The 24,401-nt window shown below is 71.9% G+C and carries 22 protein-coding genes and 1 pseudogene; 11 read left to right on the top strand and 12 right to left on the bottom strand.

From position 1 onward, the window contains the following. Window position 1 precedes the first annotated feature (1 nt). Together sucD and AA23TX_RS19390 are read left to right on the top strand one after the other, a co-directional pair. Window positions 2–883 (top strand): succinate--CoA ligase subunit alpha, encoded by an 882-nt coding sequence (sucD, locus tag AA23TX_RS19395; protein ID WP_155543901.1) that lies wholly within the window; start codon window positions 2–4, stop codon window positions 881–883. 82 nt (window positions 884–965) lie between these two features. Continuing rightward, window positions 966–2,159: a LysR family transcriptional regulator gene (locus AA23TX_RS19390; RefSeq protein WP_230862573.1), complete on the top strand. Its 1,194-nt coding sequence runs from the start codon at window positions 966–968 to the stop codon at window positions 2,157–2,159. Here the strand turns inward: AA23TX_RS19390 and fdhD are convergent. The 3 genes from fdhD to AA23TX_RS19375 all read right to left on the bottom strand — a co-directional run bounded on the left by fdhD (window position 2,147) and on the right by AA23TX_RS19375 (window position 5,372). Next, the gene (gene fdhD / locus AA23TX_RS19385; RefSeq protein ID WP_196425377.1) at window positions 2,147–2,980 is read right to left on the bottom strand and encodes a formate dehydrogenase accessory sulfurtransferase FdhD; all 834 of its coding nucleotides are present in this window, start codon (window positions 2,978–2,980) and stop codon (window positions 2,147–2,149) included. The genes AA23TX_RS19390 and fdhD overlap by 13 nt on opposite strands. A 1-nt stretch (window position 2,981) precedes the next feature. Next, window positions 2,982–4,292 carry an MFS transporter gene (locus AA23TX_RS19380; protein WP_155543899.1) on the bottom strand — a complete coding sequence of 437 codons (1,311 nt, stop codon included), beginning with the start codon at window positions 4,290–4,292 and terminating at the stop codon, window positions 2,982–2,984. A gap of 669 nt (window positions 4,293–4,961) precedes the next feature. After that, window positions 4,962–5,372 (bottom strand): histone-like nucleoid-structuring protein Lsr2, encoded by a 411-nt coding sequence (locus AA23TX_RS19375; protein WP_155543898.1) that lies wholly within the window; start codon window positions 5,370–5,372, stop codon window positions 4,962–4,964. Between the two features lie 217 nt (window positions 5,373–5,589). On the opposite strand from AA23TX_RS19375, the gene AA23TX_RS19370 reads away from it, so the two are divergent. After that, window positions 5,590–6,489, top strand: a complete 900-nt coding sequence (locus AA23TX_RS19370) for a class I SAM-dependent methyltransferase (protein WP_155543897.1) — start codon at window positions 5,590–5,592, stop codon at window positions 6,487–6,489. Between the two features lie 14 nt (window positions 6,490–6,503). On the opposite strand, the gene dinB is transcribed toward AA23TX_RS19370, so the two are convergent. Next, a complete protein-coding gene (gene dinB, locus AA23TX_RS19365; protein ID WP_155543896.1) occupies window positions 6,504–7,694 on the bottom strand; it encodes a DNA polymerase IV in 1,191 nt (396 codons plus the stop codon). 155 nt (window positions 7,695–7,849) lie between these two features. On the opposite strand from dinB, the gene AA23TX_RS19360 reads away from it, so the two are divergent. Together AA23TX_RS19360 and AA23TX_RS19355 are read left to right on the top strand one after the other, a co-directional pair. Then, window positions 7,850–8,269 (top strand): hypothetical protein, encoded by a 420-nt coding sequence (locus AA23TX_RS19360; RefSeq protein ID WP_155543895.1) that lies wholly within the window; start codon window positions 7,850–7,852, stop codon window positions 8,267–8,269. A 16-nt stretch (window positions 8,270–8,285) separates the two neighbouring features. Next, complete coding sequence (locus tag AA23TX_RS19355) at window positions 8,286–8,798, top strand: 2'-5' RNA ligase family protein (protein WP_230862572.1); 513 nt, start codon at window positions 8,286–8,288, stop codon at window positions 8,796–8,798. A 435-nt stretch (window positions 8,799–9,233) separates the two neighbouring features. Here AA23TX_RS19355 and AA23TX_RS19350 read toward each other — a convergent pair whose 3' ends face one another. The 4 genes from AA23TX_RS19350 to AA23TX_RS19335 form a co-directional block, all read right to left on the bottom strand. Then, a complete protein-coding gene (locus tag AA23TX_RS19350) occupies window positions 9,234–10,319 on the bottom strand; it encodes a hypothetical protein (protein WP_155543894.1) in 1,086 nt (361 codons plus the stop codon). A 9-nt stretch (window positions 10,320–10,328) separates the two neighbouring features. Further along, entirely contained in the window at window positions 10,329–10,919 is a 591-nt protein-coding gene (locus AA23TX_RS19345) for a hypothetical protein (RefSeq protein ID WP_155543893.1), read from the bottom strand. A 19-nt stretch (window positions 10,920–10,938) separates the two neighbouring features. Then, window positions 10,939–11,373 carry an XRE family transcriptional regulator gene (locus AA23TX_RS19340; RefSeq protein ID WP_155543892.1) on the bottom strand — a complete coding sequence of 145 codons (435 nt, stop codon included), beginning with the start codon at window positions 11,371–11,373 and terminating at the stop codon, window positions 10,939–10,941. Between the two features lie 216 nt (window positions 11,374–11,589). Then, the gene (locus AA23TX_RS19335) at window positions 11,590–12,645 is read right to left on the bottom strand and encodes a hypothetical protein (protein WP_155543891.1); all 1,056 of its coding nucleotides are present in this window, start codon (window positions 12,643–12,645) and stop codon (window positions 11,590–11,592) included. Between AA23TX_RS19335 and AA23TX_RS50225 the strand changes: the two are divergent. Beyond that, window positions 12,644–12,913, top strand: a pseudogene (locus AA23TX_RS50225) (VOC family protein); the annotation flags it as partial. The gene AA23TX_RS19335 and the pseudogene AA23TX_RS50225 sit on opposite strands and share 2 nt — an antisense overlap. A 22-nt stretch (window positions 12,914–12,935) precedes the next feature. Here AA23TX_RS50225 and AA23TX_RS19330 read toward each other — a convergent pair. Continuing rightward, on the bottom strand, window positions 12,936–15,068 hold the full coding sequence (locus AA23TX_RS19330) for a discoidin domain-containing protein (RefSeq protein WP_155543890.1): 2,133 nt from the start codon (window positions 15,066–15,068) through the stop codon (window positions 12,936–12,938). A 215-nt stretch (window positions 15,069–15,283) separates the two neighbouring features. On the opposite strand from AA23TX_RS19330, the gene AA23TX_RS19325 reads away from it, so the two are divergent. Next, the gene (locus AA23TX_RS19325; RefSeq protein WP_155543889.1) at window positions 15,284–16,216 is read left to right on the top strand and encodes a DUF1996 domain-containing protein; all 933 of its coding nucleotides are present in this window, start codon (window positions 15,284–15,286) and stop codon (window positions 16,214–16,216) included. Next, window positions 16,213–16,749, top strand: a complete 537-nt coding sequence (locus AA23TX_RS19320; RefSeq protein ID WP_155543888.1) for a DUF305 domain-containing protein — start codon at window positions 16,213–16,215, stop codon at window positions 16,747–16,749. The genes AA23TX_RS19325 and AA23TX_RS19320 overlap by 4 nt, the downstream gene beginning before the upstream one ends. 158 nt (window positions 16,750–16,907) lie before the next feature. Here the strand turns inward: AA23TX_RS19320 and AA23TX_RS19315 are convergent, their stop codons facing one another. Continuing rightward, window positions 16,908–20,120, bottom strand: coding sequence for a TIM-barrel domain-containing protein (locus AA23TX_RS19315; protein WP_155543887.1), 3,213 nt, complete (start codon window positions 20,118–20,120; stop codon window positions 16,908–16,910). A gap of 164 nt (window positions 20,121–20,284) precedes the next feature. Continuing rightward, window positions 20,285–21,328 (bottom strand): LacI family DNA-binding transcriptional regulator, encoded by a 1,044-nt coding sequence (locus tag AA23TX_RS19310; RefSeq protein WP_155543886.1) that lies wholly within the window; start codon window positions 21,326–21,328, stop codon window positions 20,285–20,287. 132 nt (window positions 21,329–21,460) lie between these two features. Between AA23TX_RS19310 and AA23TX_RS19305 the strand changes: the two genes are divergently transcribed. From AA23TX_RS19305 to AA23TX_RS19295, 3 genes are read left to right on the top strand one after another with little or no spacing between them, the layout of a single operon-like run. Continuing rightward, window positions 21,461–21,850 (top strand): hypothetical protein, encoded by a 390-nt coding sequence (locus AA23TX_RS19305; protein ID WP_155543885.1) that lies wholly within the window; start codon window positions 21,461–21,463, stop codon window positions 21,848–21,850. A 10-nt stretch (window positions 21,851–21,860) separates the two neighbouring features. Beyond that, window positions 21,861–22,937, top strand: coding sequence for a sensor histidine kinase (locus AA23TX_RS19300; protein WP_230862571.1), 1,077 nt, complete (start codon window positions 21,861–21,863; stop codon window positions 22,935–22,937). Further along, window positions 22,934–23,542 carry a response regulator transcription factor gene (locus AA23TX_RS19295; protein ID WP_155543883.1) on the top strand — a complete coding sequence of 203 codons (609 nt, stop codon included), beginning with the start codon at window positions 22,934–22,936 and terminating at the stop codon, window positions 23,540–23,542. The genes AA23TX_RS19300 and AA23TX_RS19295 overlap by 4 nt, the downstream gene beginning before the upstream one ends. Here AA23TX_RS19295 and AA23TX_RS19290 read toward each other — a convergent pair. Then, window positions 23,539–24,291, bottom strand: a complete 753-nt coding sequence (locus AA23TX_RS19290; protein WP_155543882.1) for an NPP1 family protein — start codon at window positions 24,289–24,291, stop codon at window positions 23,539–23,541. The genes AA23TX_RS19295 and AA23TX_RS19290 overlap by 4 nt on opposite strands. Window positions 24,292–24,401 lie beyond the last annotated feature (110 nt).

Genomic DNA, 24,401 nt, shown 5'->3' with positions numbered 1-24,401 from the left:
CGTGGCCATCTTCCTGGACGAGACCAGCCGGATCGTCGTCTCCGGCATCACCGGCTCCGAAGGCGCCAAGCACACCCGGCGGATGCTGGCCGCCGGCACGAACGTCGTCGGCGGCGTGAACCCGCGCAAAGCCGGGCAGCACGCGGAGATCTCGGGCCGTTCACTGCCCGTCTTCGGCAGCGTCGCGGAGTCGATGGCGTCGACCGGCGCCGACGTCTGCGTGCTGTTCGTGCCGCCGCCGTTCGTCGCCGACGCCGTGATGGAGGCCGTCGACGCCGGGATCGGGCTCGCGGTGGTGATCACCGAGGGCGTCCCGGTGCACGACACGGCCCGGCTGTGGTCGCACGCGGTCGCGGCGGGCGGGCGGACCCGGATCATCGGGCCGAACTGCCCGGGCATCATCTCCCCCGGCAAGTCCAACGCGGGGATCATCCCGGCCGACATCACCGGCCCCGGGCGGATCGGGCTGGTGTCCAAGTCCGGCACGCTGACCTACCAGCTCATGCACGAGCTGCGGGACATCGGGTTCTCCACGTGCGTCGGGATCGGCGGCGACCCGATCATCGGGACGACGCACATCGACGCCGTCGAAGCGTTCGAAAAGGACCCGGAGACCGACCTGATCGTGCTGATCGGCGAGATCGGCGGCGACGCCGAGGAGCGGGCCGCGGAGTTCGTGCGGGCGAACGTCTCGAAGCCGGTCGTCGGGTACGTCGCCGGGTTCACCGCCCCGGAGGGCAGGACGATGGGCCACGCCGGCGCGATCGTGTCGGGCTCGGCCGGAACGGCGTCGGCGAAGAAGGAAGCACTGGAGGCGGCGGGAATCCGCGTCGGGCGAACCCCGAGCGAGACGGCGGCGCTGGTCCGGGAGGTGCTGGGCTGATGCAGGCGGTGCTCGCGTGCGGGTCGCCGTTCCTGCCGCAGACGGACGCAGAGCGCGGCTACGTCCTCGACCAGGTGCCGTGATGGAACTGCGTCAGCTGGCAGTGGTGGTGGCGGTCGCGGAGGAAGGCGGCTTCACCGCGGCCGCGGTACGGCTGCGGACGGTCCAGTCGACGGTGTCCACAGTGGTCCGCGCCCTGGAGCGCGACTTGGGGACGCCGTTGTTCCACCGCACGACGCACCAGGTGGTATTGACGCCCGCCGGCGAGGCGTTCATGCCCGCCGCGCGGGCGGCCCTGGAGGCAGCCGCCCGAGCCCGGGCGGCGGTGTCCCCGGTGGGCGGGCGGGTCCGGCTCGGGGTGTGCCCGGGGTTGCTGACGGACTGGCACCGGGTGCTCGCGGCGCTCCGGCACGTGCACCCGGGGTTGGTGGTGGAGGTGCGGCAGGTTTTGCCCGGTGAGGTGGAGCGAGCGCTGGCCGAGTCCACAGTGGACGTGGTGCTGACGGCGGTCGCGGGCTGCGGTGCGGCTTCGCCGAGTATCAACGGTTTCGCAGCCGCACCGCACGGCGAACTGGCGACGGACGGTTTTGCACCCGGCGATCCCACGACCGGCCTGACCACACCCAGGCACGACCTGTCCGCGACCGGACCGGCCGCACCTACGCACGAGTCGGCAGCCAGCCTGGCCGCACCCGCACCCGCACACAATCCGCCCACGGCCGACCCAGCCGCACCCACACACAAGGCCGCCGCCAGCCTGGCCGCACCTACGCACAAGTCCGCCGCCAGCCTCGCCGAACCTACGCACGAGTCCGCGGCAAGCCTGGCCGCGCCCGCACACCACCCGCCCACGAGCGACCCGGCCTCGCCCACACACGAGCCCGCCGCCAACCCACTCCCTCCCGGCGAGCTGGTCACCACCCCGCTCCCCCACGAAGAACTCATCCTCGCCACCGCACCCGGCGGCTCGCGGTCCGCGCCCGCCGAACTCTCCGAACTGTCCCTCGTGGACTTCCCGCCGGGCTGGGCTATCCGCGAAGCCGTCGATCGGGCCTTTCCCTGCCGACGGCTCTCGCTGGAGGTCGATGACCTCGCCGTCGCCGCGGGGCTCGTGCGGGCCGGGCTGGCCGCCTGCGTCCTGCCCGCCTCGGCTACCTCGCGCTTTCCCGATCTCACCGTGCGGCGTTTCGACCGGCCACCGCCGTGGCAGCTCGCCGCCGTGTACCGGGGCGTCCCCTCCCCCGCCGTCGCCGCCCTGCTCGCTCAGCTCGGCTGAAGTCTCAGCCGGTCGGGTCGCGTGTAGACGTTCATCGACGTACCTCGCAGGAAACCCACCAGCGTCAGCCCCAGCTCCGCCGCCAGATCCACCGCCAGCGACGACGGCGCGGAAACCGCGGCCAGCAAGGGGATCCCGGCCATCGCCGCCTTCTGCACCAGCTCGAACGACGCCCGCCCGCTGACCATCAGCACCGTCCCGGACAGGGGCAGCCGGCCGTCGCGGGTCGCCCAGCCGACCACCTTGTCCACCGCGTTGTGCCGGCCGACGTCCTCGCGCAGGCACAGCAGCTTCCCGTCGGCGTCGAAGAGCCCGGCCGCGTGCAGCCCGCCCGTGCGATCGAAGACCCTTTGTGCTGCACGGAGTTCGTCGGGCAGCGCGGCGAGCGTCGCCGGGTCGGTGCGGAACGGGTCGTCCCCGATCGGCCACACCACCGTCGTCCGGACGGCGTCCAGACTTGCCTTGCCGCACAGCCCGCACGAGGACGTCGTGTAGAAGTTCCGCTCCACCGACGCGTCCGGCGGCGCGACGCCCGGGGCGAGGACGACGTCGAGCACGTTGTACGTGTTGCCGCCGTCGGCCGTGGCCCCGGCGCAGTAGCGGATCGAATGGACGTCCGACGCCGCTCGCACCACGCCTTCGCCGACCAGGAATCCGGCGGCGAGGTCGAAGTCGTCGCCCGGGGTCCGCATCGTGATCGACAGCGCTTTCCCGGCCACCCGGATCTCGAGGGGTTCCTCGACGGTCAGCGTGTCCGGCCGCGCGGTCGGCACGCCGTCGCGGACGCGCAGCACCCGGCGACGGCTCGTCATCCGCCCCACGTCACGCCGCCGGCAGCAGCGACTTGGGCTGGCCGGGCTGGGTCAGCCGCCCGGACAGCACCGCGCCGGCCAGGCTCAGCACCCCGGCCGCGGCGAACGCGCCGGCGAACCCGTGCGACGTCACGACGAGCGCGGCGAGCCCGATCCCGACCACCGCGCCGACGGCTTTCGCGGAATACAGTATCCCGAAGTTCTGCGCCGCCGATTCCTCGCCGAAGTACTCCCGCACGAGGCCGACCAGCAGCGTGTAGCAGCAGCCGTTCCCGAGCCCGGCGAGCGCGACGCCCAGCAGCAGGCCGACGGCGTGCCGGTGCTCGCCGGAGTAGAACAGGACGAACTGGGCGACGCCGCCCGCGAGCAGCGCGAACCGCAGGATCCGGTGCCGGCCGATCCGGTCGGCGAGCCGGCCGATGAGCACCCGCCCGCTGCCGGTCGCCGCGGCGAGCAGCGCCAACGCGGCCGCGGCGAGCCCGGGTCCGCTGCGCTCGGCGACGAACGTCGCCAGGTAGGCCAGGTCGAACAGCAGGACGGCGGCCGCGAGCACGACGACGAGGTACAGCGCGAGTGTCGTTCCGCACCGGAACAGCTCCGCCGGCCGGTAGTGCCGGACGGCCGGTCGCCGGTTGTGCGCCCGGTCGAGAGCCCAGGCGCGCGGCTCGGGCGTCGCGGGCCACCAGTGCCGCGGCGGGTACCGCAGCAGCGCGCCGCACCCCGCGATCGCGGCGAGCACGACACCCGCGGTGACGTCCAGGAGCGCCGGCCGGGCGGCCGGCAGGGCGGCGGCGAGCACGACGAACGGCACGCTGCCGAAGGCGAACGCACCGCTGACGACGCCCGCGCTCGGCGCGGTCCGGTCCGGGAACCAGGCCAGCACCGCGCCGACGCACGTGGCGTAGACGAGACCGGTGCCGAGCCCGCCGAGCACGGAGTAGCCGAGGAAGACCGTGAGCAGGCTGGTCGCGTGCCCGAGCGTCACGAGCCCGGCCGCGCACAGCACCGCACCGGCCGCCATCGCCGCGGGTGCCGGCAGCAGGCCGCGTTCGCGCAGCCACGCCGCCGGGAAGGCCGTTCCGGCCTGGCAGACCGCCCAGACGGCGAGGGCGAGGACGATCCCGCCGAAAGTCCAGCCGTGCGCCCGGCTCAGCGCGGGGACGAGCGCGCCGAACCCGTACTGCTGCACCCCGGCGGCGAGCATCGCCGCAGCCGCCAGCCACGTGATCCACGTCCGCGGCCGGCCGAGCAGCTCCCGGTCGGACTCCCCGACGCGGTATCGCCGTCCGTAGACGTCCCGCAGCTCGCGGACCTCGGTCATCGTGACCGCCTCCTCGGAACCTTCGACTGAAGATTGTATGCAGTATTCCGTAGTCCGAGTGTGCGCTTAGGGCGGTCGATTGTCTACAGAAATGCCCGATCGGCCGCACACGAGCCGAAGTAAGCGCTTCGCGGGGCACCGGCGGCGCACACGGGGCGATGCCGCGCGTGCCGACCGGCAGAGAGGGCGAGATGAAGGCGGCCCGGTGGCCATCGAGGGAGGAGGCGGCCACCGGGCCGTGCTCCGGCGCGGTACCGGCCGCGTGGAGCACTGACAGTCTGGCCATCGGAGCCAGCTCCGACAAGCTTTACCGGCCGGGAAATGTCCGCTTGCGGTCGGCGGAAGATCCACACGCGACGGTGGGCGCGCGCTTCACCTCACAAAAACCGATCAGGACAGTCGCCGGCGACCGGACCGACAGGCTCGGTCCGTCAAGCCGGGACAGCACGGTGGGAAACAAACAAACGCGAGCGGGGGCCGCGTGCCCGTCCGGCGATCACAGCCGCCCGAGGGGGTCCCTTGGCTCAGCGGCACGCCCGCAGGCGCGCGTGTGGCGCGCCGGGATCGCTTCGATCCCCGGCGCGCGCACCACCGTCACCGGCCACCGCCGCCGCCGTGATCACTCCCCGACAGCGTGCGGATTTCCTTGTCCGGTAACCGGTTCCGGCGTCAGGCCTTCTTGCGCGACGCCCGCTTGCGCACCGGCTTGACCTCGGCCGGCTCGGCCGCCGCGGCCTGGTCCGCCTCGAAGCCCGCGATGATCTCGCTCGACAGGCGGCCCCGCTCCGCGACCTCGTAGCCGTTGGCCTGCGCCCATTCGCGGATCTGGCGGTTGCGCTCGCGGTCGGTGCCCGAGCTCGACGAGCCCGACAGCGACTGCCCGGTCGCGAGGCGCACCTTGCGGCCGCCGATCCGCCGCGCGACGGCGACGTAGCGGGCGAGCTCGTCCCGGAGCGCGGACGCGTTGTCTTCGGACAGGTCGATCTCGTACGTCACGCCGTCGAGACTGAAGGGGACGGTCTGCGAAGCCTCGCTCCCGTCGAGGTCGTCCACCATCTCGACGTGCACCCGTTGCGCCATGGTTCGTCGTTCCTCATCTTCTCCAGAACACGGTCGGACAGACCCTAACCTGTCGAATCCCGTCCGGCACGCCCGACACCCGCGAAGCGTCCACAATGGCCGCCCGGGCGACCGCTCCGCCTCGTCCGCGATGACCGCAACCTAGCCGAAATGCGCGTCGTCTTGTTGAATATTTGTTTTTGTGATATAGTCGAAATCGAATCGGTACCGTGTCTGCATGACCGCTGCCGATTTTCCCGGTATTGCTCCCCGCATCAGCCGTACGGCGTTCACCGCGGCCGCCGCGCGAGCGGCACATTTGCTCGTCGATGCCGAGCCGATCGTCTTCTCCGACACCCTCGCCGCGGCCCTCCTCGGCGATCGCGCGGAGGAACTCCTGGCCTATCACCACCTCCACGGTACTCATCCTGTCCTGGCCGGTGCCCGCGCCCAAGCGGTGTGCCGCAGCCGGTTCACCGAAGACCGGCTCCGCCGCGTCAATTCCGGTATAGACCAGTATGTGATTCTGGGTGCCGGACTCGATTCGTTCGCATATCGGGACACGTCCGCGCGATTCCGGGTGTTCGAGGTCGACCGGCCGGCGACCCAGGCCGCCAAACGGGAACTGCTCGAGGGCGCCGGCGTCGCCGTGCCCGCTTCGGTCACCTTCGTCCCCGTCGACTTCGAAGCCGACCCGCTCCGGGAACGGCTCGTCCAGAGTGGACTCGACCCGTTCCGCCCCGTGTTCGTCAGCTGGCTCGGTGTCACCATGTACCTGACCCGGAAGGCGATTCTCGCCACATTGACGGATCTCGGCGGTTTCGCACCCGGATCGGAAATCGTCACCGATCACCTCCTTCCCGCGGAACTGCGGGACGCCGCCGGAAACGGCTACGCCGAGGCCGTCGCGCCGGTCGCCGCGGAACAGGGTGAGCCGTGGCACACGTTCCTCTCCCCCGCCGCGATGGCCGACCTCCTGCGAGAAGCCGGTTTCGAAGTCGTCGAACAGGTCGGCCAGCGCGAGAGCGTCGACCCCGGGCTGTGGAACCGCACCGACGCGCTGCGGCCCGCCGAGCTTTCCGCGCTGACCCACGCCCGCATTCCCGACCGTCCCGGAATGGCCGTCGGCGGGAACTGAAGCCCTTTCGGCCGTCAATCCGGCAGCAGAGGCACTTCGAGGTCGTCCGGACGGCCGAGCAGGACCGCCCGGGTGACCGCCGCCTTGCCGAACCGGTCCCGCACCGCGTCCAGCGCCGTGTCGAGCTGGGTCGCCCGCTGCCGCTCGAACGGCAGCGCCAACTGGAACGGGTCTTCGTCGGCCAGGTTGGACAGCGCCGCCCCGAGCAACGTGATGCCACGGTCGGCGATCATCGGCAGCGCCGCCACGAGCAGCTCCCGCGCCGCGGCGAGCAGGACGCCCGTGCCCGCGGTCGGTTCGTTCAGCGTGTGCGAGCGCGTCACCCGCGTGAAGTCGGCGAAGCGCAGGCGGATCGTCACCGTCCGGCAGACGCGGCGAGCGGCGCGCAGCCGGCGGGCGATCCGGTCGATCAGCGCCACCAGCACGACGTCGAGCTCGGCCGGGGTCCGCCTGCCGCGCCCGAGGGCCCGCTGGGCGCCGATCGATCGCCGCCGCCGGCCGAGCTCGACCTGGCGCGGGTCCCGGTTGTGCGCCAAGGCGTGCAGGTGCCCGCCGGCCGCCCGGCCGAGCATGCTCACCAGGTCCACCGGCTCGGACGCGGCCAGCTGACCGACGGTCGTGATCCCCCGCGCGCGCAGCTTTTCGGCCGTGACCTTGCCGACGCCCCAGAGCGCGCCGACCGGCAGCGGGTGCAGGAACTCCAGCTCCGCGTCGTGCGGGACGACCAGCAGACCGTCCGGCTTCGCCACGCGGCTGGCCACCTTCGCGAGGAACTTCGTCCGCGCAACCCCTACCGTGATCGGCAGCCCGGCGCGCTCGGCGACCGCTGTGCGCAGCCGTTCGGCGATATGGCTGGGCCGTCCGCCGATCCTGGTCAACCCTCCGACGTCGAGGAAGGCTTCGTCGATCGAGAGGCCTTCCACCCACGGGGTGGTGTCGTGGAAGACCTCGAAAACCACCTTGCTCGCCGCCGAATACGCCGACATCCGCGGCGGCACGACGACCGCCTGCGGGCACAGCCGCCGGGCCTGCGCGCCGCCCATCGCGGTGCGCACGCCATAGGCCTTGGCCTCGTAACTCGCGGCCAGGACGACCCCGCCGCCGACGATCACGGGGCGCCCTTTCAGCGCCGGATCGTCGCGTTGCTCCACCGACGCGTAGAACGAATCGAGGTCGGCGTGCAGGATGGGCCCCTCGGCGGTCATAGAACATATGTTCGCATACGCGGGCGCCGAAGTCCGCTCATCCGCCCGCCGCGGAACCCCTGCCGCTGGTCGAAACTGAGCGTTTTCCCGGTTGTCCACTCTCTGTTGCCGCGGTCACACTCGACGGATCGAAACACCCGACCTCTGGGGGCGACATGTCCGAGAAGTGCCAATGCGGCGACCACCACGCGTGGGCCAGCCCGAACCCGCAGGACCAGCCGGCCGCGGCGCGGCAGCCACTGCTGGCGTCGACGCTGGCCGGCGAAGACCACGCCGAGGACGGCGGCCGGATCGACCCGACCGACCGCGTCACGTGCCGCACGCACCGCCGCTGGCTGCACGACTGCGTTTCGTCCCCGGTCCACACGAACCCGGCGATCGGCTACCGCTGGTGCCGCAGCTGCGACCACCAGGCGCTGGTGGCGGTGGACGAGCTGACGGGTGACGTGGCGATCCACTGCGGGCTCTGCGGCCGCAGCCCGCGCAGCCGCGCGAACCTGGAACTGGTGGAGCTGTGCCGGCGCAGCCTCGTCCTGGCCCGCGAGGGGCGGTTCCCGGAGACCGCGGCTGCCTGACTGCCATGATGCGGGGGTGCCCGAACCCGGAACCACCGCTTTGGTGATCCTGCTGCCCGCCGCCGAACCGGCGCTCGCCGCGGCCCGGCGGGTCGATCCCGCCCTGGTCCGCCCCGGCTTGCCCGCTCACGTCACGGCTTTGTACCCCTTCTTGCCGGACGCCTTGCTGACATCGTCGGTCTTGGCCGCGGTCCGGTCGGTGGCCTCGGCTGTTTCGCCGACCGAGGTCCGGCTTGCCGAGTTTCTCGCCGCGCCGGGTTTTGCGGCTCTTCCGGCTCCTTCGCTTCAGCCGGTCACTGATGCGGTTTGTGCTCGCTGGCCTGAGGTTGCGCCTTACGGGGGGCGGTTCGGGCCTCGGCCGCCGGCTCACGTGACCGTGGCCATGGGTGGCGATGAGGAGACGCTTTCGCGGGTGGGCGACGAGGTGCGGCCGCTGTTGCCGCTCACCGGTCTCGCGACGGCGTTGCAGTTGGTCGCACTCACCGACCGCGGCTGGGAGTCGCGGTTGGACGCACCTTTCGCCGCATGAGTGCACCCCTTCTGCGGGGAGCCCAATCGCGTAGTGACTCCATATGTGTAGTGACTACAGTTTCGGTGCGATGGGCTTGTTGATCGACCTCACCGCTGATGTGAGTGCGCCTTCGGAATGATCAGATTTCCGCTGCGAGTGCATGTTTGTAGTGAGTGCACTTACGTAATGAGTGCACTTTCGTATCGGCTCCATCTTGGCGTCGGTGCGCTTTTGCGGTCGATGACATCGCGAAGCGGGTGCATTGTTGTAGTCGGTACACCTTTGCAATCGATGCTTCCTCGAAGTCAGTGCACGTGCCGGGCAGCCGCAGCGAGGCGACAACGATCGCGGGGCAAGCGGGCACAGCACCGCCGCGGCCACAACGCAGCGAGCAGCCCCGTCGCAGCGACGACTGCTTAGCGACGACTGCGCTGCGACGAGTGGGCGGCGACGTCAGCGGACCGGGCTGCCGACCTCGGGCGCCGTCACGCCGTCCACCTTCCGGTACGCGCGGGCGATCGCTCGCAGCCGCGCGACGTCCGCGGCGAACGGCTCTGCCTGGGCGACCGGCGGCTCCTCCTCCCCCGGCTCGTCCGGCAGGTCCCGCACCAGCCGAGCCGCCCCGGATGGCGCCAGCTCCGGCGTCACTCCCGCCAAGATCAGGCCGTCGTTCGTCTCGCTCATCGCCGTCAGCAACCGCTCGCGGCGGGACGGCCCGCCCGGGTCGATGCGGACGATCTCCGGGAACCGCCGCGTCAGGTGCGCGCGTAGGGGACGAAGCAGGCGGAGCGTCTTCGCGTCGCGGCGGCCGGCCACCAGACCCGGGATCGACGGGATCGTCAGCCCCACCACGATCAGCAGCACCGAGATCGCCGGGAAGCCGACGTCGAGCGTGCACGGCAGCGTCGAGAACGGCCCGCGGCACAGCGCCTTCGCCGGGTGGTCGTCCTGCAGCGCCCGGATCGTCGCGACGATCTTGCCCGCGAGGTAGGCGACCGCGAACGCCGACGCCAGCAGCAGCAACGTGAGCCCGGCGCGCAGCGCGCCGCCGCTCGCGCGGATCGTCACGGCCGACACCACGCCGATGTCCAGCACCGCGAACCCCAGGTACACCGTGTAGACGAAGACGTACACGACCAGCGTCGGATGCGTTCGGTACAGCTCGTCGAACACGCCGACGCCGCGCGGCAGACCCGACGTGCTGAAGAACATCACGGTCAGCAGGATCAGCGCCACACCCAGCGCGACGAGCCGCGTGCGGCGGCCGCGGTCGCGGGTGCCGCTGATCTCCGCGACCGTCAGGCCGATCCCGTAGGCCGCGACCATCGTCGCGAGGTTCGACAGGAGCCGTCCGAGGCTCGGGTAGATCTCGCTCTCGAACAGCTGCGCGCGGTTGGACAGGAAACAGAACGCCGCGCCGAGCGCGATGAGCGAGACGGCCAAGCCCGCGCCCGCGCCGGTGCGCCGGGCGCGGACCGCCCGCCAGATCCCGACTGCCAACGCGAAGAGCCCGACCCCGACGAACAGAATGTCGATCACGAGACGCGACTATCCCAGGAGTGCGGCCAGCCGCCTAGCCTGATCCGCCGCCCGGCCGGACGCGCCCGGCTGAACGGCGGGCGGTTCGCTCGTCGCCGCGCTCATCAGCAGCACCGCGATCAGCTCGGCCTCGTACTCGTCGGTGCCGGTCGTCACGCGGGTCAGCAGGTGCGACAGCGCCTGCGGCGCCAGGTCCGGCGCGAGCTGCGCGGCTTCGGACTCCGACATCTGGCAGGACCCGGTGTGCGCGCACAGCATGTGGGCGAGCTCGTGGGCGATGATGTGGTCCTGGTGCAGCGCCGACGTGTGCTCGACGTACGCGATCAGGTCGTAGTCCGGGCGGGCCTGCCACGCGCCGGACGGACGGCCGGGCCGGTATTCGACCGGCACGAGGTCGATCTCGCGCCCGCGCCAGGCCTCGAGGCGGTCGACCCAGGTGTTCATCGACCACGGCCGGGGTACCGGGACGGCGGCGAGCACGGTCCGCACCCGTTCCCGGGCGCCGGCTCGCAGGTCCGTCAGGCCGCGCTCGTCGATGGGTCCTCCCCGGTCGCCGGGCGCCAGCCGGGTGCACCGCGGCGCCATCACGGACGAGGTCATCGTAGCCGACCTTCCGCGATCACTCCGGCTTCCGGCGCCGGCCGTCGCGACGCCGGGTTTCGTCGTAGCCGGCCAGCTGGTCGAGCAGCGCCGTCACGGTTTCGCGGTCGCGCGGTGAGAGCTGCATGGCGCGCTGCGCCAGGTTCCGCGCCTCGGTGTCGCGCCACGCCACGACGTCCCCGACCTGGCGGTCGACCTGTCCGGCGACCTCGTCGTCGAAGAAGTACGTCACCGGCACGCCGAAGAACTGGGCGAGAGCCTGGATGTGCGAGCGCTTCGGGTCCTTGCGCGCGCCGACGGCGAGCTGCTGGACGTGGGTCGCCGACATCGTGACGCCGGTCTGCTCGGCGACGCCGTGCGCGATCTCCCGGTAGGAGTACGGCTTGCGGTCCGGCGGGTGCACGGTCGCGATCAAGTGCGCCAGCCGTTCGGCGAAACTGCGCTCATCGCTCACCACACACCACCTTCAGTCAGGGAAACGTGACAACCGTCAGCGTAGCTGTTCCGAAAACTTGACACGGCCTGTCCCGTAAAGACTACGATACTCCCGTTCGGTGTTTCGAAAACAGGACACCGGCGCCTGGGGCGGCGCAGCGGCCGCGGGGCGAAGTCACGTGGCCGCTGGGGGTGGCCACGCGCCCAGCCCTCGTTCCCGCCGCGCCGCCCCACTTCAGCGCACTCCCAGCGCCGCGGCGAGCTTCGTGAAGTCGTCGCGCAGGGACGGCACCGCGTCGTCGGTCACACAGCCGGTGGAGAACTCGATGTAGAGGTCGCCGTCCTCGGGGATGTCGACCTCGAAGTCGATGTCGTCCGGGCCGAGCCGCTCGAGGTACTCGCCGGGGTCCATCCCGGCCGCCCGCCGGAGCCGCGCCTCGACGTCGCCGGCCTGCGGCGTCCGGCCTTCCAGCTTCAGGTGGAGGTCGGCGGCGCCGGGGTCCGGGCCGAGGATCAGGTCGTTCGCGCGGTCGCACGGCCACTCGGTGAAGTCCCGGGCGACGCCGGGCAGTGGCGCGAAGCCGGACAGGCCCGTGGTCAGCTGCGTGATCGCGGCCGACGTCGGCCCGGGCGCGAACGGGCCGCGGTCGAGGGACCGGTCGAGCAGCTGCAGTCCGAACCAGGCACCGAAAAACAGCCAGAGCCCGAGCCCGAAGGCGAGGAACCCGCCGCCGACGCCCAGCCGGGGCGAATGGTCGCGGGCGTAGGTGCCGGAGTCGACGCCGTAGCGGACTTCGAGGTCGGGTCGTTTGTCGTGCAGCGCGGCGAGGAAGGTTTCGGCGGTTCGATGGTCGCGCCAGCGGGTACGCACCCGGCGGCCGCGATCGGTGCCCAGCTCGACGACCTCGCGGTCGAAGTCACCGGACGGCCGGAGCGCGACGATCAGCCCGCCCAGCAGAGAGGTCGGCAGCCAGAAGGCGAGCCAGAACGGCTTGGCCGACACGGCGCCGCGCCGGACTTCGGTGATGGTGGGGTACGGGATTTTCTCTCGGTCCAGAGCGACGGCGTCGGATCCGAAGCGCGCGACGGGTGGCCAAGCGCGGCCGAGCAGCCAGGCCACCACGGCGACGAGGAGGTCGAGCGCGACGCCGATCCAGAAGAACGGCCGCTCCGGCGCGACGGTGATGCCGTAGACGTGCCACCCGGCGAAGGCGAGCGCGATCGCGACGACGACCCAGGTCCAGCGGCGGGCGCCGGAAAGCGGTACCACGCGAGTCGAAGTGTCCCCCATGGGTGGGACCGTAGTGCGCGCGAAGAGGCGACGGCCCGGCAAAAGTACCGTCCTGGCAAGGGATTCGGACGGCTTGATGCTCCGTGCGTGCCGGAGTGGCGACCGTGTGTGGCGGAGGAGCTGTCACCCAGGTGACCGGCCGTTGCGGCAGATCGCCGACGACCTCGAAAGCGCTGTCGCGGAGTTCGGGGCGCTCGGCGCCACCAGGCCGGACTTCCAGCCCGGTGGCGCCGGCCGGGTCGTGCTCGCCGACCCCGAAGGTCACCTCTTCCGCCTCTTCCCCCGCCGGGTCACCGGCGGTAGACGCCGAACTCGTACAGCGAGTAGCCGTACGCGGTACCGCGCTGGGTCGCGGACATCCGCACGTACCGGGCGGTGGCCGCGACGGCGAGGTCGTCGGCGCCGCCGTCGCCCGACGTCGTCGCGTACACCGACCGCCAGTTCGCCGCGTCGTCGCTGACCTGGATCTCGTAGGCCTTCCCGAAGGCCGACTCCCACACCAGCTGGACGTGGTCGAACGCCTGCCGGCTGCCCAGGTCGACCTGCAACCACTGCGGGTCGGCCCACGCGCTCGCCCAGCGGGTGGCGGTGTTCCCGTCCGTCGCGGCCTGCGGCGGGTAGGGCGCCCCGGGGCCGTCGGCCTGGTAGGTCGACGCCGTGGTCGCCGCGCCGCGGGCCAGGTTCGTGCCCGGCACCGGCGGGGCGACCACGCGCAGCGAACGCGTCTCGATGCCGACGTTGCCGTGGCCGTCCCGGGCGTACAGGTAGATCTTCCAGACGCCCAGCTGCTGCGGCGCCGTGACGGTGAACGTCCCGGTGCCGGTGAACTGCGCCGGGATCAGGCCGGCCGCGTCGTTGATGTACTTGCTGTTGTAGCCCATGGTGTAGCTGATCGGGTCACCGTCCGGATCGGACACTCCGGCCGTCAGGGTGAACGTGCCGCCCGCCGGGACGTCGGTGGTCCGGCTGAGGTTCATCGACGAGATCACCGGCGGGGTGTTGCCGCCCGTCTGTCCGCTGTAGATCCGGCGGACGGCGTACCAGGCGAGCCGCTTCTCGTTGCCCGTGGTGATGTTGAACCAGACGCCGCCGAAGTCGCCCTCGGTGCCGTAGTGGAAGAGCGTCGCGCCCAGCGCCACGCCGGGGTGGGCCAGGACGCAGTTCCACGCGTTGACGTACCCGTCGCGCTTCTGCTGGTCGGTCGGCTCGGCGGGGACGCCGTTCGCGTCGTTCGGCACCTCCCACTCGCCGGCCGGGCCGGTCTCGGTGATGATGTACGGCTTCGTGTAGCCGCCGCTGATCCAGTCCTGCTTGACCTGGCAGACCTGGGCGTACGAGTTCACCGAGTAGAGGTCGAGGTTCGGCGCGTACGCCTTGTAGTACGGCCACGCGCCGGTCCAGGCGTCGGTCGAGGTGACGGGGTGGTTCGCGTCGATGGCGTGGATCGCCTGCGCGGCCTGGTCGACGAAGCGGGTGTAGGCGATCCGGTTCTGCTCCAGCAGCGTGCCGGAGTAGCAGTTCTGCATGCCGAGGATCGACTCGTTGCCGACGTTCCACATCAGCACGCCGGGGTGGGCCTTGTATGCGGTAACCCATTTCTGGATCTCAGCCAGCATCGTGTTTTTGTAGGCAGTATCCGTCGTGTAGTCGACGCAGCCGCCGCTGCCCGGGCCGCCGCCGGGTTGCAGCCAGAATCCGGCGACGACCTTGATCCCGTTGGCCGCGGCGGCGTCGAACAGCGGCTGACTGCTGCCGTCGGTGCCCCACGTGCGGACGGTGTTGACGCCGATCGCGTGCAGCTCGGGCATCCGCGCCGACGCTTCGCTGACCGGCGGACCCCAGGTCAGGCCCTTCACGGTCCACGGCGCGCCGTCGACGCTCAGCTGCCAGTTGCCTTGGCTGCCGGTCACCTTCGTGACACCGGGGCCGCCCGGTGCGGACGTACCCGGCGTGCCGCTGACCTGGAACTCCCAGAGCGAGTAGCCGTAGCCGCCGACGCGGTGGGTGCCGTAGAAGCGCACGTACCGGCCGTGTCCGCTGACCGCGAGGTTCTGGACGCCGCCGGTCGCGGTCGTCGTGCTGTATACAGTCTGCCAAGACGCGGCCGTGTCCGAAACCTGGATTTCGTAGGCCGTCGCGTAGGCGGCTTCCCAGTTCAGCGTGACCTGGCTGATGTCCGCGGACGCGCCGAGGTCGACCTGCAGCCACTGCGGGTCGCTCCAGGCGCTCGCCCAGCGGGTGCCGGCGTCACCGTCGACGGCTGCCGGCGCCGGAGTTCCCGCGCCTTCGCTGCTCGACGCCGTCGCGGGTCTGCCTTGGGAAAGCAGGGTGGCGGCGTGCGCCGGGGAGGGGCCGGCGAGCAGGCCCAGCACCAGCAGGGCCACCAGCGCCGGAACGGCACGGAGGAGCGACGGTCGGTCCACGATGACTCCCGTACGACAGGGGACGGAGATTGGAGAGCGCTCTCCGGCGCGTCCGATGGTTCGTCACCGCCCCCGGCGTTGTCAAGATCCCGGCCGGGAATCGGACAATGCCTGTCCGGTGGTGGATCCGGGTGCTCCTTGACACGGCGGCGGGCCGGTGCGCATGCTGTGGGAGAGCGCTCTCCCATTCCTTGGCACCTCACCGTGGAGGACCCTTGGCAACGAAAGCCGCGCTCCTCGCCTGCACCGCCGCCACCGTGCTGGCAGGCGCCTTCCTGACCGCGGCCACCTGGTCGCCCGCCGGGGCCGACGACCTGGTGACCCACCACGAGTTCCAGGTCAACTGCTCCCCCAGCCACCACCAGCCGGACGACCCGATCGTCTTCCCCGGGCTGCCCGGCGCGTCGCACGACCACACGTTCATCGGCAACAAGACCACCAACGCGGCCACGACCCTGCAGTCGCTGCAGAACTCGGGCGTCGGCAACACCACCTGCCTGGCGCCGGACGACCTGTCCGCGTACTGGTTCCCGACCGTCTACAACGGGAACCAGGTGGTGCTGCCGAACTTCGCGCAGGTCGTCTACTACAAGTCCGGCATCCTCGACTACACGAAGGTCGTGCCGTTCCCGCCCGGCCTGCGGTACGTCGCCGGGAGCGTGACGGCGACGCAGGACGAGTTCCAGCACGCCCCCGGCGCCATCGAGGGCTGGGAGTGCGGGGACAGCTTCCACAACTGGGACATCCCGGTGCAGTGCACGCCGGGTAGCCAGCTGAACATCAGGTACCAGGCGCCGAGCTGCTGGGACGGCGTCCACCTGGACTCGGCCGACCACAAGAGCCACATGGCGTACCCGGACCGGACGACGCTGACGTGCCCCGGCGATCACCCGGTGCCGGTGCCGATGCTCGAGTTCAAGATGGCGTTCCCGGTGAGCGGCGACATGTCCGGCGTGCACCTGGCCAGCGGGCGCGGGTACTCGTGGCACTACGACTTCTTCAACGCGTGGGACCCGCCGACCCTCGCCGCGCTGGTCACGCACTGCATCAACGGCGGCCTCCAGTGCGATCCGCGCGGGTTCGACCTGTACAAGCCGGACCGGGGCACCGTGCTCGGGCCGAACTACCGGCTGCCCGGCCGTCCGTGAGACGGCCGTTCCTGGTGGGGGCGGTGGTGGCGATGTCCATGGGCGGGTGCGCCACCACCGGCCCCGCCCCCACCGCCGGCCCCGCCTCGCCGTTCAACCCGACGGACGTCGCGTGGCTGGAGCTGGTGGTGCCTATGACGGAGAACGCCCTGTCGGCGGCCCGGCTGGCTCCCTCCCGCGCGGCGGACCCGGCCGTGCGCTCGGCCGCGGACTCGGTCGCGGCGCCGTCGGACCGGTTGCTGACGCGGCTGAAGGCGGCTCGTGACCGGGCCGGGCTGCCGACGTCCGATGTCCACAGTGGACATCGGATGCCGGGGATGGTCACCGCCGCCGATCTGGTGGCGTTGCGGACCGGCAGCGGTGCCGAGTTCGACCGGCGGCTGGTCGCGCTGCTGCGGGCCCATGCCGCGCAGCTGGTGGTGCTGGCCGAAGGTGAGCGGAACTCGGGCGCCGAGGCGGGGACTCGCGAGCTGGCCGGTGAAGTCGGCGCCGAAGGAACGCGACAGGAGAAAGTACTGACCGGGCTCGATTGACCCGGCGACGAAGCAACGGCTCGAGCCGCGCGTCGAGTACGCGCGGCTCGGGTCGTGGAGGGTCACCGATCCCACACGGTGGCCGAGCCGGCGCCGTCGAGGCCACCACCCCACGTGGTGGCCTCGACGGCATTTCACCGGCTCCGCCCGCCGGAGTCTCAGTACGTGACCGTCACCGGTCCTCGCCCGCCGTGGGCCGTCACCGTCAGCGTCTGCGTTGCCGCGTCCCACTTCCAGCTCTGCGACGGCGCCCAGCCTGCGCCGACCTTCACCCGGGACGGCGCCGCCGTCACGCCGAGGAACTTGACGGTCCACTCGCGCGAAGCGACCTGGGACCGGCCCCGGGTCGGTTCGACCGTGAGCGTGTGGACGCCGCGCCGCTCGGTGTACGAGATGCAGGTCGTCGAGCTCTGCTTCGACGAAGTCCCGTTGTCCTCGTACAGCGAGAACGAACCCGACGCGCCCGGCGCCACCGTCACCGTCGCCTTGTCCAGCGGACTCTGGACGTCGTTGGGGACGTCCGCCGTCCGGGTCACCGCGACGCTGCCCGCCCGCATGAACACCGGCATCGTGCCAAGGTCCGACGTGACCTGCTGCGTCGTGCCGCCGGCGTAGGACTTGCCGCTGAAGTAGTCCGTCCACTGGCCCGGCGGGAACCAGACCGACGTCGTCGCCGAGGTCCCCGGCGACGTCACCGGCGCGACCAGCATGTCCGGCCCGTAGAAGTACTCGCTCGCCGCCGCGGTGTACGCCGCCGGCTCGTCCGGGTACTCCACGTACGTCGGCCGGACCACCGGCACGCCCGTCGTCGCCGCCTGCTGCGCCAGCGTGTAGGTGTAGGGCACCAGGTTCTCGCGCAGGTTCAGGAACTTCGTCGCCGACGCCTTCGCCGCGTCGCCGTACTGCCACGGCAACCGGTCGCTGTGGTTGCTGTGCAGCCGGTCGATCGGCTGGAACGCGCCGAGCTGGACCCACCGCGCGTACAGGTCGTCGGGCAGCTTGAACGTCTGGTGCTGCTGCCCGCCCGAGGTGTAGGTCTCGCTGCCGCGCAGGCCGGTCGTGTCGTTGTGGCCGCCGATGTCGTGGCTGATCGGCGACAGGCCGGTCGCGGCCGACTCGGCCGGGGTGATCCCGACCTCCATCCGCAGCGTGCCCCAGGTCGACGACGTGTCACCGGTGAAGTGGACGGTGCTGCGCTTGTCGGCCCACGGTCCCGTCGGCAGCCCGACCGGGCCGCCGTAGCCGCCGGCCTGCAGCGAGCCGTACGCCCGCGATGTCGCGAAGCCCCGCCCGATCGCCGGCGCGGACAGGTCGGCGTACTTCTGGTTGATCCACGCGTCCGGCGTGACGCCCGGCAGGCTGGACTTCGCCGCGTCGCAGCACCAGTCGAGCCACCAGAAGTCGTTGCCCTGGCTCATCATCTGGCCGTGCAGGTCCAGGTACGCCTTGAGCTGGTCGGGGTCGCCCCAGTCGAAGACGTAGCAGTCGGTGCCGCACCCGGACTTCGCCAGCTTGCCCTTCGCCGTGGCCTGCGCGCGGGCGAACTGCGGGTCCGAACCCATGATGCTCGGGTGGATGTTCAGGGTGTTGTGCAGGCCCTGGGACTTCGACCAGGCGAAGAACCCGGCCGGGTCGGGGAACTTGTTCGTGTCGAACTGCCAGCCGTTCCACGTGTCCGGCGCCTTGAAGTCGGTGTCGGTCACCAGGACGTCCAGCGGCACGCCTTCACCGCGGAACTTCGGCAGGATCTTGTCGCGGTAGTCGGCCGCGGTGCGGTCGATGTACTCCGAGTACCAGACGCCGTAGGCCCAGCGCGGCAGCAGCTCCGACGGCCCGGTCAGGGTCGCCAGGTCCCGCAGGCCCGCCTTGTAGTCGTGGCCGAAGGTGAAGGCGTAGCCGTCCTGGTAGGGGTTCCCGCCGTGCGACGGCCGCTGCGTCACCTTGCCGGCGGCGGTGTCGTACAGCGCGGAAGAGGTGTCGTCGAGCAGGTACCAGCCGTCCTGGTGCAGCAGCCCTTCGGTGAGCGACGGCGTGCCGTTGTCGCCGTTGACGCCGTCGAGGCCGCGCCGGTAGCCACCGAGCGTCAGGTGCGGCTGCGGTACGGCCGCGCCGGTCCGGGTGACCGCGACCGTGTCGATGTTGACGTGGCAGCTGGCGTCGTCCGGGCAGCCGAGGACGACGTCGTTCGTGCCGGCCTTGAGGTCGACCGGGACCGACGCGCTCCCCCAGGTGTCCCAGTTCGCGGTGGCCGGCATGGACAGCGTGCGCGTGACGCCGGACGCGACGACCGTGGCCGTCCGCGTCTGGTGCAGGCCGTCGCCGCCGACGCCGTTGGCGTAGCGGACGGCCAGCTGGTAAGTGCCGGCGGACGGGACCGCCACGACGCGGTGGGTCAGCGACGAGCCGCGGTTGAGCTCGGCGACGAACCCGCGGCCGGCGTACCCGGCGTGGTCGGTCGCGACCACGGCCGAACCCGCACGGAGGCCGGACTCGGCTTCACAGCTGACATCGACGGCGCAGCCGGTGAACGCACGAGCCGACGCGGGCGGGAAGGACGCGCCGGCCGGCAGCACCGCGAGGGCGTCGACGTTGACGTTGCCGGAGTCCGTCGCGGTCCGCTCGAGACGGAGGTTGTGGCGTCCGGCGGTGAGGGTCACCGGCACCGACGCGGTGGTCCAGCTGTTCCAGTCGGCCGTCGCGGGCAGGCTGAGCTTCTGCGCGGCGCCGCCGTCGACGGACACGCTGAGCGTGCGCGTGACGTGCTGGCCGTCGCCGCCGACGCCGTTGGCGAACCGGACGGTGACGTTGTACGTCCCGGCCGCGGCGGCGGACACGTCGGCGGTGGCCGAGGTGCCGGGGCTTTCGAACCCGGCGATGAAGCCCTCGCCGGTGTAGCCGGTGTGGTCGGTCGCGACGCCCAGCCCGTCGGCGGTGAGGTCTTCGGCCTCGCACAGCGCGCCGGTCGCGCAGGTCAGGTGCCGCCACGGCGCCGCGGTCACCGGCGTCGCGCCGGCGTTCTCGCGGATCTGGAGGTTCCCGGAGTCGAACGGGCCCGAGTCCAGCTTGTAGGTCAGCGTCGTCGCGCTCGTGCGGATCGTCAGCACGCCGTTCGCCGTCGTCGACGTGAACGACGGGGGCGTGAACGAGCCGCGGCCGACGGCGTTGAAGGTGGCGGCGTCGGTGAAGCGGCCGTCACCCGCGTACTCCGTGCGGATCAGCGTCGGGGAAAGGACCTGGAAACGCGCGTTGCCGGCGGTGACGGTCTGCCGTGCCGCCGCTCCGGCGTCGGCCGGCGCCACGACGGTCACGACGGCCGCGGCGACCGCCAGCACGCTCGCCAGATGGAGTGTTCTCGCTGCTCTCGTCCGCACGGCGGAACTCCGTTCCAGAAGGGGACCACCACTTTTACAACGTTGGAAAGGCGGTTCCGATCTGAGCACAGCGAGTGGCGGGATGTCCATACCAGTGAGCGGAACTGTCCGGACAGGTCGCCGTTCTTGCCCGGCAGGCCACGCGAGCGGAGTACCGGACGCGCTCAGGCCGAGTCGCGGACCACCAGCTCGGCGTCGAAGATGACCGACTCCGCGCGCCCCGCCGGGTCGGCCATCCGGTCCAGGACCATCCGGGCCATCGCCGCGCCCATCTCCTCCACGGGCTGGCGGACCGTCGTGAGCCGGGGGCGGCAGCTCAGGGCCACCCGGCTGTCGTCGAAGCCGATCACCGCGACGTCGTCCGGAACCCGCCGGCCCGCTTCGCGCAGCACCGTCAGCGCGCCGTACGCCATCAGGTCGTTGGCCACGAACAGCCCGTCCAGCGCGGGGTCCTCGGCCAGGAGCCGCTCCATCGCGCGTTCGCCGCCGTGCTCGGTGAAGTCGCCCTCGGCGACCGCCACGTACGCGTGGCCGTGCCGCGCCATCGCGTCGCGGAAGCCGGCCAGGCGGTCCTGGCCGGCCGGTGTCCCCGCCGGGCCCGCGATCGTCGCGACCCGGTGGCACCCGCGCTCGACCAGCCGGTCGGCCGCGAGCCGGGCGCCGTCCTGGTGGGCGACGTCGACGTAGCTCACCGGCGCCGGGCGGCCGGGCCGGGCGAACAGCGCCGTCGGGACGCCCGCGTCGGTCAGCATCCGTGGCAGCGGGTCCTCCGCCGGGTGCAGCGAGATCAGCAGCACCCCGCTCACCTGCTCCTGCCGCAGCTTCGGCACGAGCTTCTCCCGCTCTTCGTCGCTGTCGACGAGCATCAGCAGCGGGTGCAGCCCCTGCGGACGCAGGTGCGCGACCACGCCTTCGACCACCCGGCCGAAGAACGGGTCGCCGAACACGCCGCCGGTGAACGCTTCGACGTGCCGCTCCGGCTCGGACACCACCAGCGCGATCCCGCCGGTGCGGCGCGTGACCAGCGACCGGGCCGCGCGGTTCGGGACGTAGCCGGTGGTGGCGATGGCGCGTTCGACGGTCTCGCGCAGCTTCGGGTCGACGTTGCGCACGCTGTTGACCACGCGGGACACCGTGGCCCGCGAAACGCCGGCGACCCGCGCGACGTCCTCCAGGGTCGGCGGCGCCGGAGGCGGATGCGTCGTCACCCCCTCTTTGTAGCACGCCGTGAGAGCGCTCTCCCAGCTCTTTGCCCAGGACATGCCGATGACAAATGTCATGAGCGTCCGCTGAAGGACGGCACTGCCGCCCGGACACCCCGCGCGACGAGCATTTCCGGCATGACCACGACTCGAACCGGACCCGCCGTCTTCCGGCCGGTCCTGCTGGTCACCGGCGGCTACGCCACGCTTTCCGTGCTCACGCTCCTGGTGATCGTCCTGTTCCGGAACGACCACGCGATGGTGACCGACGCGGTCTGGGTGCGCGCCACCCTCGTCGTCGCCAGCTCGCTGCTGACGCTGGCCTTCGCCCGCAGTGCGGCCCGCGGATCGCGGAAGGGGCTGCTGAGACTGCGGATCGTCTCGGCGGTGATGCTCGTGGCGATCGTCGTCATCGTCGCGCTGCCCGGCCTGTTCCCGCTGTGGCTGCGGATCGAGCAGGCCGTCTGCGGGCTGCTCCTGCTCGGGGTCACCGTGCTGGTCAACGGCCGCCGGGCGCGGGCCCGGTAGCGTTCCGGTGGTGGACAGGACGGAACCGGCCGACGTGCAGCGCTGGGTGCGCGGCTGGCGGGTGATGGTGCTCGACGCGGGCATGCTCGTCTACCCCGCGGTCACCGTGCCCGGCGTGCTGCAGCACTCGACCGGCCACGCCGCGGTCGCCGGCTGCGTGCTCGTCGCCGTCTTCGTCGGCTGTTACGGCCTCACCGCCCGCGCCGCGGCGCAGCGGGCGCCGCGCCGGTTCTGGCCACTCCTGGGAGTGTTGGCCGTGCTGTTCGCCGCCGCGCTCCCCTTCGCCCACGCCGAGGCGTTCTTCCTCGCCACGGTCGTCGTGTCCCTCGCCGTGCCCCGGCTACCGCGGTACTCCGGTGCGCTCGTGGTGCTCGCCGCGCTCGCGGCGCTGGTGGTGCCGTGGGTGGCGTGGGACACCGCGGGGTGGACGCAGGCGGTCGCGCTCGTGTTCACCGTGCTCGTGGTCTACGCCTTCGCCGAAGCCGTCCGGGCCAACGCCGCGCTCGTCGAAGCCCGGGCCGAGGTCGCCCGCCTGGCGTCCGAGGCCGAGCGGACCCGGATCGCCCGCGACCTGCACGACCTGCTCGGCCACTCGCTGACCGCGATCACGGTCAAGAGCACCCTGGCCCGGCGGCTCCTCGACGCCGACGGCGCCCGCGCGGGCGAGGAGATCGCCGCGGTCGAGAACCTCGCCCGCCAGGCGCTGACCGACGTGCGCGCGGCCGTGTCGGGCTACCGGGACGTCACGCTCGCCGGCGAGCTCGCCCGCGGCCGCGAGCTGCTGCGCGCGTGCGGCGTCACCGCCGACCTGCCGACCGCGGCCGACGTCGTGGACCCGGCCCGGCGGGAGCTGTTCGGGTGGGTCGTCCGCGAAGGGCTCACCAACGTGGCCCGGCACGCGCGCGCGACGCGGTGCGCGGTCACGGTGACCGAGTCCACTGTGGAGGTTGTCGATGACGGAGTGGGCGGTAGTCCCGAGGAGGGCTCCGGGCTGGCCGGGCTCCGCGAGCGCGTCAAGGCCGCCGGCGGGCAGTTCCGGGCCGGCCCTGTCCGGCCGCGGGGCTGGCGGCTGCGGGTGACGCTGTGACCATCCGCCTGCTGCTCGCCGACGACCAGGAGCTCGTCCGCCAGGCGCTGTGCGCGCTGCTCGCGCTGGAGGACGACTTCGAGGTGGTGGCGTCGGTCGGCCGCGGCGACGAGGTCGTCGCCGCGGCCCGGGAGCACCGGCCGGACGTCGCCCTGCTGGACATCGAGATGCCCGGGCTCGACGGGCTCGCGGCCGCGGCGGTGCTCGCCGCGCAGGTCCCGGACTGCCGCGTCGTCATGCTCACGACGTTCGGGCGCGCCGGCTACCTGCGCCGCGCGATGGACGCGGGTGCGGCCGGGTTCGTGGTGAAGGACGCCCCCGCCGACGTGCTGGCCGACGCGATCCGCCGCGTGCGGACCGGGGAGCGCGTGGTGGATCCGGCGCTGGCGGTGGCCACGCTGGCCGCGGGCGAGTCACCCCTCACCGCGCGGGAACGGGACGTCCTGATCACCGCCCGGACCGGCGCGACGGTCGCCGAGATCGCGTCCCGGCTGTATCTGTCCGAAGGCACGGTCCGCAACTACGTCTCCGCGGCGATCACCAAGACCGGCGCGCGAAACCGCGTCGAGGCGGTGCGGATCGCGGACGAACGCGGCTGGCTCTAGGCGTTCACGTCGAACGGGATCCCGGACGGCTTGGCCTTGCCGAGGTTGCCGTTGAACTGGTCGTCCTTGATGCCGAAGGTGGCGCTGCCGAAGTTCGCCGCCACGAGCTTGTCGCGGATCCCGGACGGGTAGCCGTCCCAGCCGACGAGCGTCGGGTACTGCCAGGTGCCCTTGTGGTTCTCCGGCGGGTCGTCGTTGCCGTTGGCGGCGCGGAAGCAGTGCGTCGAACCGCCGTCCTTGTGGTAGACGACCTTCGCGTGCGTGCCCTCGAAACGCATGCTCGCGCGGTCGTGGATCGCGAAGCCGCCGTGCTGGGACGTCGCGACGTACTCGACCCGGTTGTCCTTGACCCAGACGACGACGTGCTCCCAGTCGTGGCGGTGCCCGGCGCTGCCCGGGCCGAGGGAGGCCTGGTCCTTCTCGAAGTACAGGGTGAACATCACGGCACACCAGCCGTTGTTGCACTTCTGCCGCGAGTACGAGTTCGTGTTGTCGAGGTCCCAGGAGTCCCGGCAGTGGCCGTTGGTGTCGCCGCCGAGGGAGAGGCCGGGCGCGATGGTGCCGTCCGGGCCGATGGCCGGGGTCGGGTAACAGCCGTCCTTGTCGTAGTCGAAGGCGGGCTGGAAGGTCTTCTCGAAGTCGGTGGCGTTGCCGGGCAGGGCGCTCGGCGGATCGGCGGCGGCTGTTCCCGGGAAGCTCAGGGCCAGCGCGCAGGCGGCAGCCGCGGCGATCGGAGTTCGGTGCGCCATCGCGGCACTCCCTCGGGTCGGGTCCGGGATCCGTGCTCAGGCTCGCCGCGGGCCGCTCGGGCCCGCAACCGTGCTGCCGGGAGTGTGCCCGGAAAGGGCCGGGATGAGGA

It is taken from the genome of Amycolatopsis camponoti, assembly GCF_902497555.1.
Classification (GTDB): domain Bacteria; phylum Actinomycetota; class Actinomycetes; order Mycobacteriales; family Pseudonocardiaceae; genus Amycolatopsis; species Amycolatopsis camponoti.
This window is presented reverse-complemented; position numbering and strand designations above follow the sequence as displayed.

Bases quoted from the DNA above. Each gene is read 5' to 3' on its own strand.
- AA23TX_RS19390 (WP_230862573.1), top strand. From the start codon at position 966: ATGGAACTGCGTCAGCTGGCAGTGGTGGTGGCGGTCGCGGAGGAAGGC.
- AA23TX_RS19380 (WP_155543899.1), bottom strand. From the start codon at position 4,292: ATGACCGAGGTCCGCGAGCTGCGGGACGTCTACGGACGGCGATACCGC.
- AA23TX_RS19375 (WP_155543898.1), bottom strand. From the start codon at position 5,372: ATGGCGCAACGGGTGCACGTCGAGATGGTGGACGACCTCGACGGGAGC.
- AA23TX_RS19370 (WP_155543897.1), top strand. From the start codon at position 5,590: ATGACCGCTGCCGATTTTCCCGGTATTGCTCCCCGCATCAGCCGTACG.
- dinB (WP_155543896.1), bottom strand. From the start codon at position 7,694: ATGACCGCCGAGGGGCCCATCCTGCACGCCGACCTCGATTCGTTCTAC.
- AA23TX_RS19360 (WP_155543895.1), top strand. From the start codon at position 7,850: ATGTCCGAGAAGTGCCAATGCGGCGACCACCACGCGTGGGCCAGCCCG.
- AA23TX_RS19345 (WP_155543893.1), bottom strand. From the start codon at position 10,919: ATGACCTCGTCCGTGATGGCGCCGCGGTGCACCCGGCTGGCGCCCGGC.
- AA23TX_RS19335 (WP_155543891.1), bottom strand. From the start codon at position 12,645: ATGGGGGACACTTCGACTCGCGTGGTACCGCTTTCCGGCGCCCGCCGC.
- AA23TX_RS19305 (WP_155543885.1), top strand. From the start codon at position 21,461: ATGACCACGACTCGAACCGGACCCGCCGTCTTCCGGCCGGTCCTGCTG.
- AA23TX_RS19290 (WP_155543882.1), bottom strand. From the start codon at position 24,291: ATGGCGCACCGAACTCCGATCGCCGCGGCTGCCGCCTGCGCGCTGGCC.